Consider the following 12,774-nt stretch of genomic DNA (forward strand, 5'->3'; position numbering starts at 1 on the left):
TGGACGCGTCCCCGGCGCGCTGAGCCTCCTCCACGCGGGCAAACGAAAAGCCCCGCCTCCCGGATGAAGGGAGGACGGGGCTGTCGTGACGGCGCCGCGCGTGGGGCGCGAAACTAGACCTTGGCGCCCGGGGTCGGCTGGAACAGCTCGTTGAACTCGGTGAGCGCCTTGTTGAGGGTCGTCTTGATGTCGGCCGTCAGCTCGCGCTTGGCGACCAGGTCCTGGACGAGGTTCGCGTACTTGCTGTCCACGAACTCGAGCATCTCCTTCATCCAGCGGACCACGTCACCCACCGGCACGTTGCGGATCCACCCGCGCTTGGCGGCGTCGTCCTTGTTCGTGGCGGCGTAGATCTGGATGACCTGACGCTCGACGGAGAGCGGCTCGTACTGGCCCTGCTTGAGCAGCTCCACCATGCGGGCGCCGCGCGCCAGCGTCTCCTGCGTGGCCTTGTCCAGGTCGGAGCCGAACTGGGCGAAGGCGGCCAGCTCGCGGTACTGCGCCAGCTCCAGCTTCATGGAGCCCGCGACCTGCTTCATGGCCTTGATCTGCGCCGCGGAACCCACGCGCGACACGGAGAGGCCCACGTTGATGGCCGGGCGGACGCCGGAGAAGAACAGGTCCGTCTCCAGGAAGATCTGCCCGTCGGTGATGGAGATGACGTTCGTCGGGATGTAGGCGGACACGTCACCCGCCTGCGTCTCGATGATGGGGAGCGCCGTGAGGGAGCCCGCGCCCTCCTCGTCGGACAGCTTGGCGGCGCGCTCCAGCAGGCGGCTGTGGATGTAGAACACGTCGCCCGGGTACGCCTCGCGGCCCGGCGGGCGGCGCAGCAGCAGGGACAGCTGGCGGTACGCCACGGCCTGCTTGGAGAGGTCGTCGTACACGATGAGGCCGTGCATCTTGTTGTCGCGGAAGTACTCGCCGATGGCGACGCCCGCGTACGGCGCGAAGTACTGCATGGGCGCCGGGTCGGACGCGTTCGCCGCGACGACCGTCGTGTACTCCATGGCGCCGTAGCGGGTCAGCTTCTCCACCACCTGCGCGACGGTGGACTGCTTCTGCCCGATGGCGACGTAGATGCAGTAAACGCCCAGGCCCTTCTGGTTGATGATGGCGTCGATGGCGACGGCCGTCTTGCCCGTCTGGCGGTCACCGATGATGAGCTCGCGCTGACCGCGGCCCACCGGCACCAGCGCGTCCAGCGCCTTGATGCCCGTCTGCAGGGGCTCGTGCACGGACTTGCGCTTCACGATGCCGGGCGCCTTCACCTCCAGGCGGCGGTGCTCGGTGGCCTCGATGGGGCCCTTGCCGTCCACCGGCTGGCCGAGCGCGTTCACCACGCGGCCCAGCAGCCCCTTGCCCACCGGCACGGAGGCGATCTGCCCGGTGCGCTTCACGGTGTCACCCTCGCGGATGTCCTTGAAGTCACCCATGATGGCGATACCGACGTTGTCCTCTTCCAGGTTGAGCACGAGGCCCTGGACGCCGTTGGCGAACTCCACCAGCTCGCCGGCGAGCGCGCCTTCCAGGCCGTACACGCGGGCGATACCGTCGCCCACGGACAGCACGGTGCCGGTCTCGGCGACGGTGACCTTCTTGCCGTAGTCCTTGATCTGCTCCCGGATGATTCTGCTGATCTCGTCGGCGCGGATTTCCATGGGGGTCTTGCGTCCTTGCGGAGGGGGCGGCCGAAGGAACGGGGTAGGCCGCCACGAAGCTTGATGTACCGGGTGGCCCCCTATCACGGCCACCGGGACTCTCGCAACGCACCACACGCCAGGGCCTTTCCCCACCCCGGCGCCCCTTTATCGCGCACGTAAGCCGGTGGCCCGGACGTGGGGGGCCATGCCCGCCCGCCGCCCCACGGAGCGCCCGGCCTCGAGCCCGGCTTCAGGCGCCGGACGCCGCGAGGCCGTCCTCGCGGGGCAGCCACACGATGAACCGGGTGCCGTCCACCGCCCCCGACTCCACGGAGACGCGCCCGCCGTGGGCCAGGGCGATCTGCCGGACGAGGAACAGCGACAGCCCCAGCCCGTCGTCCGCGGCGCACCCGGAGCGGTGCTTGAACGGCTCGAAGAGGGTGCCCTGGGACTCCGGCGGCACCCGGCAATCCGGGTCGTGCACCTGCACCGTCACCCCGTCCCAGCGCCCCGTCAGTTGGAGCACCACGGAAGCGCCCTCCTTGCCGTGGTGCAGGGCATTGCCCACCAGCGAGTCCATCAGCTGGTGGAGCCGCTCCGCGTCCCAGCAGCCCTTCAGGTCCCCGCCCAGGACGAGCCGCAGGTCGCGGCCCGGGTGGGCGCGCTGCCGGTCCGCCACCACGCGCTCCGCCAGCGCCCCCAGGTGGACGGGGGCGGGGTGCACGGGCAGGCCGTTGGACAGCCGGGCGCGGGTGAAGTCCAGCAGCTGGCGGATCAGCCGCTCCACCCGGCGCACCCCCTGGCCCACCCGTCCGACCTGCTCCGTCAGGGCTTCCGGCATCGCCGGCGCGTGCTGGAGGGCGAGCACCTCATGGTGGAGCGCCTGGAGCGGGGCCTTGAAGCCGTCCCCCGCGGCGTCCAGGAACTGGTCGCGGAAGTGCTCCATCCGCGCCAGGCGCTCCTCGGCGGCCTTGCGGATGCTCACGTCCCACACCGCCCCCATGCGCACCGCGCGGCCCTGGTAGGTGGCCGGCCGGCCCATGACCTCCACGGGGATGCGGCGGCCGTCGCGGTGGAGCACGGCCAGCTCATACGGGGCCTCCACGCCGCGCTCCATCACGTCCCGGGCGGGGGCGCGGAACTCCGGCGCCACGCACTCCAGGATGTTCCGGCCGATCAGCTCCGCCGTCTCGTAGAACCCCAACAGGCGCCCCAGGCCGGGGCTGATCTCCAGGAACTGCCCGCGGTCGTGGAAGAAGTACCCGTCGCAGGAGATCTCCACGATGGAGCGCATGTGCTCCTCGCTCGCGCGCAGGGCCGCCTCCTCGCGCAGGCGCGCGGAGGTGTCCCGCAGCAGCAGCAGCACGCCCACCCCGGGGCCCGCCGGCATGGCGCTCACGGTCAGGTGGCGCAGCGTGCCCACCTCGCCGAAGCGGCCCGACACCAGCTCCTCCGCCACGCGCTCCCCGGACTGCGCCCGCGCCAGCAGCGGCGACAGGGGCGGCGCCAGGCCCGGCCACGTCTCCGACAGGAAGCGCCCCACGCACAGCGCCGCCGGGCGGCCGCACAGCGCCGCCAGCAGGTCGTTCATCCAGACGAGGCGGGAGTCCCCATCCACCAGCGCCACCCCCCAACCCGGCGCGTTGAGCAACGCGCCCAGGTAGGGCAGGGTCTCCTCGGGAACCCCCGGGGACGGAAGGGCTCCGGGAAGCCGTTGGAAGACAGGCTGCGGCATGGGCGGGTCGTCTCGGAAAACGCGGGCTTGTCCGCGTTGACCAGAAGTATACCCATTCCCGGAGCCAGCGGGAAATACAGGTTTGGCTAGGACTGCGGGGCAACCCGGACAACCCGGCACGTTGGTCGTACCGGGAGCGGGGGAGGGGCTACTTCAGCTCGCGGCGCATCTGCTCCAGCTGGGTGCGCAGGGTGCCGTCGTAGAGGGTGCCCCCGACCTGGGCGGCCACGCCGCCGAGCAGGGAGGGGTCCACGCGGGTCTCCAGCACGACGTTGCGCTGGGTGAGCTGCTGGAGCGACTGCTGCAGCTGGCTGACGGCGTCCTGCGTGAGCGGCACGGCGCTGGTGACCTGGCCGCGGACGCGGCCCGCGCGGGCATCCGCCATGTCGCGGTAGAGCCGGGCGATGTCCGGCAGGTAGCCCAGGCGGTTGCGGTCCACCAGCAGGCGCAGCGCGTTGGCCAGCGCGGGCTCCGCCGGGGACGGCAGGGCCTTCAGCAGTGCCTCCACCACGTTGCTGCGCTGGGCGCGGCTGTAGGCGGGGTTGAGCAGCACGTCCGACAGCTCGGGGCTCTGGCCCACGACGGCGGCGAAGGCGTTGAGCTGCTCGGCGACGGCGTCGGTGCGGTTGCCTTCCGCTGCGACGTCGAGGATGGCGCGGGCGTAGCGGCGGGAGATGGAGACGTTCACCATGACGCTGGCGCCCTTAGCATGGGGCGTCCCTGGCGGCAATGATGCCGGCGCCACGCTCGGGGATGCCCGGCTCCTTCAAGATTCGCCGGACAGCGGACAGGCGGGCGTGCCCGGGGTGTGCGCCGGTGACGGTCCGTGGGCCCCGCGAGGCAGCCCGGCGCCCGGCACCGGACGGCCCGGGAGCGACAGGACTTGGCGGAAGCGGCCCTTGCCCGTAGCGTGGCCCCACCCTCGCCATGCAAGAACCTGTCATCGGCATCGACCTGGGCACCACCAACAGCGTCGTGGCGACCGTGGAAGACGGACGCCCGCGGCTCATCCCCTCACGCTCGGGAGGACGCCTCACGCCCTCGGTGGTGGGCCTCACCCGGGCGGGGGACCGCCTGGTGGGGCAGCCGGCCCAGGCCCTGGGGGAGGAGCACCCGGACGCGGTGGTGTGGGCCACCAAGCGCTTCCTGGGGCGCCGCTACACGCCGGAGCTGGTGCAGCAGGCGAAGGCCGTGGTGCCGTACCCCCTGGTGGCCGGCCCCACGGGCGACGTGCGCGTGAAGATGTCCGGCCGCGTGATGCCCGTGACGCAGGTGTCCGCCTTCATCCTGGGCGAATTGCGCCTGGACGCGCAGGCCCACTTCGGGCGGGACGTGCGCAAGTGCGTCATCACGGTCCCCGCCAACTTCGACGACAACCAGCGCCAGGCCACGCGCGAGGCGGCGGCCATCGCGGGGCTGGAGGTCGTGCGGCTGGTCAACGAGCCCACCGCGGCGGCGCTGGCATACGGCCTGTCGCGCGGCTTCGAGGGCAGCGCGCTGGTGTTCGACCTGGGCGGCGGCACCTTCGACGTGTCCATCCTGGACGTGAAGGCGGGCGTCTTCGAGGTGAAGGCCACGGGCGGCGACCACGCGCTGGGCGGCGAGGACTTCGATCAGCGCATCGTCCAGTGGCTGCTGGCCCAGGTGGAGGAGCCCTTCCAGGAGGCGGTGTCCCGGGACGCGCAGTCGCTGCGGCGCCTGAAGGTGGCGGCGGAGGCGGCCAAGCGCGAGCTCACCGACCACGAGGAGGCCACCATCTCCGTGTCCGGCCTGGGCGACCACACGGCGGGCGTGAAGCGCTTCACGGAGATCAACACCGCGCTCACCCGCAGCTTCTTCGAGACCCTGTCCGAGCCGCTGTCGCGCCGGTGCCTGGAGGTCTGCCAGAGCGTGATGGAGGAGGCGCGGATGGATCCGCGCTCGGTGGACGTGGTGCTGCTGGTGGGCGGGATGACCCGCGTGCCGCTGGTGCGCCGGCTGGTGGCGGACTTCTTCGGCCGCGCGCCCTCCACGGACGTGCACCCGGACGAGGCCGTGGCGCTGGGCGCCGCGGTGCAGGCGGACGAGCTGGTCCGCCAGGCGGGCCAGGCGCTGCTGTTGGACGTGGCCAGCCAGAGCCTGGGCGTGGGCGTGATGGGCGGGCGCGTGAAGCGGCTCATCCCCAAGAACACGGGCGTGCCCGTGGTGGCCAGGGACATCTTCTTCCCGGGCACCTCCGGCCAGGCCGAAGCGCGCATCCCCGTGTACCAGGGGGAGAGCGAGTTCCAGGACGAGAACCACAAGCTGGGCGAGGTGGTGCTCAAGAACCTGCACGTCGCCAACCGCGGGGAGACGCCGCTGGAGGTCGTCTTCGAATTGTCCGGCGAGGGCATCCTCGCGGTGAAGGCCACCGACCTGACCTCCGGCAACATGGAGCTGGTGCGCCTGGAGGCCCGGGCCGGCCTGCCGCAGGGCGAGGCGGAGAAGCTGGGCCAGGAGCAGTCCAGCTACGCCCAGGCGCAGGGCGTGGTGGACGCGCGCAAGGCGGAGGAGACCTTCCGCAAGCTGCTCGAGCGCGGGGAGAAGCTGGCCCGCCTGCTCCAGCAGAGCGCCCGGGAGAACCCCAGCCCGGAGGCCGAGTCGGCCGTGGGCACCGTGCAGCAGCTGCTGGTGGGCGGCAAGGACGCGCTGGCCGCCGGTGACGCCGCGCAGTGCGCTCTCATTGCCCGTCAGCTCACGAAGCTCCTGTCCGGCCGCGCCGAGCCCCGCGGCTGACGTCCCGCGGCACACGGAAGAGGCGTCCACCAGCGCACGTTGTATCGCCACGTCCGTGGTGCCTTTCGTGGAGTCCGCGTATCTCCGGAAGTCATGATGACCCCCGGCTTTTCTCCTCGCCCGAGAGATCTGGTCTTCGTGGTGGACGACTCGCGGACGGCGCGGGACGTGATGCGGCTGCACCTGTCGCGCATGGGCTGCGACGCGGTGGGGCTGGAGGGGGCGGATGCGTGCCTGGCGGAGCTGGCGCAGCGGACGCCGGCGCTCATCCTGATGGACCTGCACCTGGAGAAGCTCCAGGGGGACGAGGCGTGCCGCCTGGTCAAGGCGCACCCGGCGGGCCGCAACGTGCCGGTGGTGATGTTCACCGCCGCGGACGAGCCGCACGAGGTGATGCACTGCGGGCGCGCGGGCGCGGACGACTTCCTGCCCAAGCCGGTGAGCCAGGAGGCGCTGGAGGCGAAGGTGGCCGCGGTGCGCCTGTCGCGCGAGCGCGCCTGGACGGGCCCGCCGCGCGGCAAGGGCGTGCTGCTGGTGGAGGGCGGCCGCTTCCTGCACACCTTCCTGGGCGGCGCGCTGGAGCACGAGGGGCTGCACGTGCTCTACGCCAAGGACCTGGACGACGCGGCGGCGCAGGCCGTGGCCCAGGGCGAGCGGCTGGACGGCTTCGTGGTGGACGTGTCCCGGCTGCCGCGCGAGGCCCTGGCGCTGGCCACGCGCCTGCGCGAGCAGTTCCCGCGCAAGCCGCTGGTGCTGATGTCGCGGGTGGAGGAGGCGCCGGACGTGCTGGCGCGCGCGCAGGAGCTGTGCGGCGCGCCGCTTCTGCTCAAGCGGCAGCTGGGCGCGGACGAGCTGTTGGCGAAGGTGCTCGCGCGCCTGGCGCCGGGCACGGCTCCCCTGCGGGCCGCGGAGCGGGTGCCCTTCTTCACCGTGGTGGAGTTCAGCACCCAGGGCGGCCCCACGCTCAGCGGCTTCAGCCATGACGCCAGCCCCCAGGGGCTCTTCGTGCGCACGCTCACGCCCGCGCGCGAGGGCTCGCGGCTGTCGCTGCGCCTGGTGATGGCCGGCCAGCGCACGCCCTGCGAGGCGCAGGCGGTGGTGGCGTGGTGCAACCCCCCCGGGATGGGCAGCGCGTTCCGCTCGCAGACGGGCATGGGGTTGCGGCTGGAGGGCATGGACGCGCAGCTGCAGCAGCGCTTCATGCGCTTCGTGCCCCAGAGCCTCGGTTTTCCCCCCGCCGGGTCCGTGCGCGCCTCAGGTTTCTGAGAGCGGCGGCGTGCCCCTGGCGCGCCCCAACCCCCCGCAATCACAGACAGCGCAGGCGGGATCCTCCCCTGGCATGGGCGTGGCAATGTGCCTGGCCCCGCGAGGCTTTCGAGGGAGGAATCACGCATGCGCATCAGTCTTTTCGGAACCGTGGGGCTCGCGCTCCTGGCGGTGGGATGTGGTGACGGCAAGGCCCCGGACGGCCTGGAGAACGAACCCGTGCAGCAGTCGTTGAAGCTGACGACCTTCAACGACTGCTCGGCGCTGGAGCAGTACATCGAGGACAGCGCGACGAAGCAGATGCGCACCTTGCTGGAGCAGCAGAAGCCCGGCTATTGGGAGCGCTTCGGCCGGGGGCGCGGCGGCATCGTCTTCGGCCCGATGCCTCAGGAGGACTCGGCGGGCGGCGGCGTGAACGCCGGCGGTGGCAGCCCGGTGGCGCCCCAGGACTCCACCGGCACCAACAACCAGGTGGAGGGCGTGCACGAGTCCGACTTCGTGCAGAACGACGGCACGCGCATCTTCGTGCTGTCCGGCAACCGGCTGTACGCGCACCGCTCGTGGCCCGCGGAGCAGCTCACGCTGGCGGCGACGCTGGAGGTGGAGGGCTGGCCGAGGGAGATGCTGCTCGACGAGCACAACCGGCTGGTCATCGTCTCGCAGGTGGCGATGTCACTGCCGGGCACCCCGGCGAAGACGGGCGCGGGGCCGGGCGGGGGCATGATGCCCGTCGGGGACATCGCCTGCTATGGCTTCGGCTGCGGCTACTACAACGCTGACAGCACCAAGGTGACCACGGTGGACGTGTCGGACGTGGCGCACCCCGCGGTGGTGGATCAGCTCTACCTGCCCGGCGTCTTCAACCAGGCGCGCCGCGTGGACAGCAGCGTGCGGCTGGTGCTGTCGGACGCGTTCCGCTGGCCGGAGGACGTGAAGTTCTGGGTGGACTACTCGGAGGACCTCTACAAGGACGAGGGCAAGCTCACCAAGGCCATCGACGCGCTCATCGCCCAGAACGAGAAGCGCATCCGCGCGAACACGCTGGAGAAGTGGCTGCCCCCGGGCAAGCACGTGGACGCGGCGGGAGTGGAGACAGCGTTGCCCATGTCCTGCGGTGACTTCTACCGGAGCAACGCGCCGTCCGCGCTGGGCTTCGTGACGGTGGCCTCGGTGGACCTGGACGCGCGCACGGCGGCGCCGGGGCGCACCAGCCTGGTGGCGGAGCCGGGCACGGTGTACGCTTCCAAGGCGTCGCTGTACCTGGCGCACTCGCATTACTGGTGGTGGCCGCAGCCGGGGCAGAAGGACTTCACCTACCTGCACAAGTTCGACCTGAGCCAGCCGGGCCGCGCGGTGTACGTGGGCTCCGGCACGGTGGAGGGCACGCCCATCAACCAGTTCGCCCTGGATGAGTACGAAGGCGTGCTGCGCCTGGCCACCACGGTGTCCACCCGCGTCCCGGAGCCGGAGCACGAGGACTGGTGGTGGGGCCGCACCGCGACGACCAGCCGCGTGACGACGCTGGACGTCAGGAACGGCCGCCTGGCGGAGCTGGGCCGCAGCGAGGACCTGGCCGAGGGCGAGCGCATCTTCAGCGCGCGCTTCGTGGGCCCGCGCGGCTACGTGGTCACCTACCTCCAGGTGGATCCGCTCTTCACCTTCGACCTGAGCGACCCCGCGCACCCGCGCAAGGTGGGCGAGCTGAAGGTGCCCGGCTTCTCCACGTACATGCACCCGGTGGGGGACCACCACCTGCTGACGCTGGGCATCCACACGGAGCCGCCCAACGGCGGCTGCTGCGGCACGAGCAACGTGAAGCTGTCCCTCTTCGACGTGGGCGACCTGGCGAACCCGAAGGAGGTCTCCACGCAGCTGGTGGGCCAGGCCTACGGCTGGAGCGAGGCCCTCTACGAGCACAAGGCCTTCAACTACTTCGCGGCCAAGGGCCTGGTGGCCATCCCGTTCACGGACTACGCGTCCTACACGAGCTCTGAGGACTACTGGTCCAGCTTCCGCACGGAGCTGCGCGTGTTCCGCGTGGACCTGACGGCGGGCATCTCCCCGGTGGGCGCGGTGCCCATGTCGGACCTGTTCAAGACCGCGAGCCTGCCGCACTGGAGCTACTACTACGTGCCGGACGTGCGCCGCAGCGTGATGGCGGATGACTACGTCTACGCCATCAGCGACGCGGGGGTGCGCGTGTCCAAGGTGGACAGCCTCCAGACGCCGCTCGTCACGGTTCCGTTCCCGGTCATCACGCCCTGACGCGGGGAGGAGGGCGGGCGGTCAGGCGGGGAGGGGGATTGCGTCGCTTGCGCCAGCGCAATCCCGTCCCGAAGACGCTATAGGCCCCGCCATGCCGCCCGAAGTCGTCGACCCCGCCGTGTCGTCCTCCCCTCCGGCCCGTGGCGCGCGGGGGGAGCTGCGCGCCCTGCTGCGGCTGGCCATCCCGCTGTGCATCGCGCAGGCGGGCCAGTCCCTCATGGGTGTGACGGATACCTTCATCGTCGGCCGGGCCGGCACGTCGGCCCTGGCGGCGGTGGGCCTGAGCCACGCCCTCTTCTTCGCCGTCAGCAGCTTCGGGATGGGGCTGATGATGGGCGTGGATCCGCTGGTGTCCCAGGCCATTGGCGCCGGCAACCCGCGCCGCGCGCGGGACGTGCTGTGGCAGGGCGTGTGGCTGTCCGCGTTCGTGGGCGTGGTGCTGTGGGCGGTGCTCATCACCGTGCCGTCCGGCCTGCCGTGGGTGGGCGTGGCGGAGGAGCAGATCGTCCAGGTGCGCGCCTTCCTGCACTTCCGCGCGCCGAGCCTGCCCCTGATGCTCATCTTCCTCACGGTGCGCGCGTACCTGCAGGCCATCGGGATGCCCCGGCCGCTGGTGGTGTCCGCCGTGCTGGCCAACATCTTCAACGTGATGCTGGTGCCGCTGTTCGTCTTCGGCGGCGCGGCGCTGCCGGAGTGGGCGGGGCCGCTCACCCGCGTGCCGGCCATGGGCGCGGCGGGCGCGGCGCTGTCCACGCTGCTGTGCACGGCGCTGGAGGTGCTCATCGTCGCGCGAGCGGTGCAGGCCATCCCGGTCCCGGGCCGCTCGGCCCTCAAGCCGGTGATGGCGGATCAGCTGCGGGCCTTCTGGGTGGGGCTGCCCATCGGCCTGCACATCGCGGCGGAGGTGGGCGTCTTCGCGCTGGCGGGCGTGCTGTCCGCGAAGCTGGGGCCGGAGAGCGTGGGCGCGCACCAGATCGCCATCTCCTTCGCCAGCCTCACCTTCACCATGGCGCTGGGCATCGGCAACGCGGGCAGCGTGCGGGTGGGCTGGGCCGTGGGCGCGCATGACACGCCGCAGGCCCGCCGCAGCGGCCTGACGGCCTTCGCCACCGGCGCGGCCGCCATGTCGCTCAGCGGGCTCGTCTTCGCGCTCTTCCCCCGGAGCCTCGCGCAGCTGGCCGGCGCTCCGCCGGAGGTGCTGCCGCTCCTGCTGCCCCTCCTGATGGTGGGCGCCATCTTCCAGGTCTTCGACGGCGTGCAGGGCGTGGGCGCGGGCGTGCTGCGCGGCGCGGGCCAGACCCGCTTCACCTTCGTGGCCAACATCCTGGGCCACTACGCCGTGGGCCTGCCGCTGACCCTGCTCCTGGGCTTCCACCTGGGCATGGGCGTCCTGGGCATCTGGTGGGGCCTGTGCGCGGGGCTGATCACCGTGGCCGGCGCCGTGCTGTGGCGCTTCTGGCGCGTCAGCGCCGGCACCCTCCGCCCCCTGGAGGGCTGAGAGAGTTTGCCTGGATGTAAAGATGCGGCCTGGTTGAAAAGTCCAAGATTCTGGGAATCGGACGCAACCTGGATCGGGAAGTCCCGACAATTGGCGCAGGAGCTTACATGTCCAACTACCGCATCCGCCCTGGTGACACCCTCTCCGCCCTCGCTCAGCGCTTCGGCACCTCCGTGCAGAAGCTGGCGCGCGACAACAACATCTCGAACCCGGACCTCATCTACTCGGGCCGGACGCTGCGCATCGGCCACTCCGGGCGTGACGGCTTCGACGCGGGCGGTGGCCGTCAGGGCCTGCGCGGTGGCGGCAGCCGTGGCGTGGGCGGCGGCGGGGACGTGGGCGGCCCGATGGGCGTGGCCCCCACTGGCGGGACCGCCACGGGTCGCCGGCTGGCGGAGGCGGCGCGCGCGGCGGCCATGGGCATGGGCGGCTACAACAGCCAGGGCCTGTGCGCCACGGGCGTGAGCCGGGCCATCCGCAACTCCATGGGCATCGGTGTGTCGGGCAACGGCAACCAGATTGACGACAACCTGCCCCGCGACAAGTTCCGCCAGGTGGACATGTCCCTGGAGGAGGCGCTGAAGATTCCGGGCCTCGTGCTCACGTGGGAGCGGACCTCGACGGCCGCGGGCAGCATCTACGGCCACACGGCCATCACGCTGGGCGACGGCCACTCGTCCGCCAGCGACTTCATCGAGCGCAACACGACGAACAGCGGCCGCACCGGCTTCAAGGTGTTCATGCCCATCGAGTAGTGCCTTCCGGCACTCACGCTGGCGCATCCCACGAGCCTCCGGGTCCTTCCGACCGGAGGCTCTGTCGTGTCCGGCGTTCGTGACGGCGTCAGGCCGGCAGGTACTGGCGGATCATCTGCCGCCACACGGGCCAGTCGTGGGTGCCGCCGTGCCAGATGGACAGGTCGTTGCGGATGTCCTTCTGCCAGAGGACCTTGGAGAGGTTCTCGTTGGAGGGGCGGCAGAAGTCGTGCTCGCCCACGGCCAGGGTCATCTCCACGCGGCGCAGGGCGGACAGGAGGCCCGCGTCGTGCAGGTTGGGCAGCCACTGCGGCGCGGTGTGGAAGTACACCTGTTCGTCGTGGTGGCCGTCGAGGAAGTCCTCCGTCTCGAACTTGCCGCCCATGGAGATGAGGCGCTGGAAGACGTCCGGGTGGCGCAGGCCCACGTTGTACGTGTGGAAGCCGCCCAGGCTGCAGCCGGCGAGCGTGAGGCGGCCCCCGTTGGCGCGGCCCCGCACCAGCGGCACCACCTCATGCAGCAGGTAGTCCTCCCACTGGGCATGGCGGGCCACGCGCACGGCGGGGGCGACGCCCTTGTTGTACCAGGACTCCTCGTCCACCGAGTCCACGCAGGCCACGACGTAGCGGCCCGCGTTGATGCCGTCCGCGATGGCGCCGATGAGGCCGAAGTCCTCGGCCTGGAAGAAGCGGCCCTTGCTCGTGGGCACGAGGATGACGGGCTCGCCCGAGTGCCCGTACAGCAGCACTTCCATGTCCCGGTTCAGCCGCGGGCTGTGCCAGCGGTGGTATTCGCGGTTCATGGCCGCCACCTTAACCGGCGCGTTCGCGGCGCAGGCGAGGCGGCCACGGGGAGGCG

General features: G+C 71.5%; 9 protein-coding genes. 5 read left to right on the forward strand and 4 right to left on the reverse strand.

From position 1 onward, the window contains the following. Window positions 1–113: 113 nt before the first annotated feature. The 3 genes from atpA to atpH all read right to left on the reverse strand — a co-directional run bounded on the left by atpA (window position 114) and on the right by atpH (window position 4,069). The gene (gene atpA, locus KYK13_RS01775) at window positions 114–1,661 is read right to left on the reverse strand and encodes a F0F1 ATP synthase subunit alpha (RefSeq protein ID WP_223641394.1); all 1,548 of its coding nucleotides are present in this window, start codon (window positions 1,659–1,661) and stop codon (window positions 114–116) included. 232 nt (window positions 1,662–1,893) lie between these two features. Next, the gene (locus KYK13_RS01780; RefSeq protein WP_223641396.1) at window positions 1,894–3,378 is read right to left on the reverse strand and encodes a PAS domain S-box protein; all 1,485 of its coding nucleotides are present in this window, start codon (window positions 3,376–3,378) and stop codon (window positions 1,894–1,896) included. Between the two features lie 148 nt (window positions 3,379–3,526). Next, window positions 3,527–4,069 carry an ATP synthase F1 subunit delta gene (atpH, locus tag KYK13_RS01785; RefSeq protein WP_223641398.1) on the reverse strand — a complete coding sequence of 181 codons (543 nt, stop codon included), beginning with the start codon at window positions 4,067–4,069 and terminating at the stop codon, window positions 3,527–3,529. A 236-nt stretch (window positions 4,070–4,305) separates the two neighbouring features. Between atpH and KYK13_RS01790 the strand changes: the two genes are divergently transcribed. The 5 genes from KYK13_RS01790 to KYK13_RS01810 all read left to right on the forward strand — a co-directional run bounded on the left by KYK13_RS01790 (window position 4,306) and on the right by KYK13_RS01810 (window position 11,916). Next, the gene (locus KYK13_RS01790; RefSeq protein WP_223641400.1) at window positions 4,306–6,132 is read left to right on the forward strand and encodes an Hsp70 family protein; all 1,827 of its coding nucleotides are present in this window, start codon (window positions 4,306–4,308) and stop codon (window positions 6,130–6,132) included. A 96-nt stretch (window positions 6,133–6,228) separates the two neighbouring features. Further along, window positions 6,229–7,398 carry a TIGR02266 family protein gene (locus tag KYK13_RS01795; RefSeq protein ID WP_223646470.1) on the forward strand — a complete coding sequence of 390 codons (1,170 nt, stop codon included), beginning with the start codon at window positions 6,229–6,231 and terminating at the stop codon, window positions 7,396–7,398. A 126-nt stretch (window positions 7,399–7,524) separates the two neighbouring features. Further along, window positions 7,525–9,663, forward strand: a complete 2,139-nt coding sequence (locus KYK13_RS01800) for a beta-propeller domain-containing protein (protein WP_223641402.1) — start codon at window positions 7,525–7,527, stop codon at window positions 9,661–9,663. Between the two features lie 91 nt (window positions 9,664–9,754). Next, window positions 9,755–11,161, forward strand: coding sequence for an MATE family efflux transporter (locus tag KYK13_RS01805; RefSeq protein WP_223641404.1), 1,407 nt, complete (start codon window positions 9,755–9,757; stop codon window positions 11,159–11,161). A gap of 107 nt (window positions 11,162–11,268) precedes the next feature. Then, window positions 11,269–11,916: a LysM peptidoglycan-binding domain-containing protein gene (locus KYK13_RS01810; protein WP_223641406.1), complete on the forward strand. Its 648-nt coding sequence runs from the start codon at window positions 11,269–11,271 to the stop codon at window positions 11,914–11,916. Window positions 11,917–12,004: 88 nt separating this feature from the next. Here the strand turns inward: KYK13_RS01810 and KYK13_RS01815 are convergent, their stop codons facing one another. Beyond that, window positions 12,005–12,718, reverse strand: a complete 714-nt coding sequence (locus KYK13_RS01815) for an esterase family protein (RefSeq protein WP_223641408.1) — start codon at window positions 12,716–12,718, stop codon at window positions 12,005–12,007. Window positions 12,719–12,774: the final 56 nt, after the last annotated feature.

It is taken from the genome of Corallococcus sp. EGB, assembly GCF_019968905.1.
Lineage (GTDB): Bacteria > Myxococcota > Myxococcia > Myxococcales > Myxococcaceae > Corallococcus.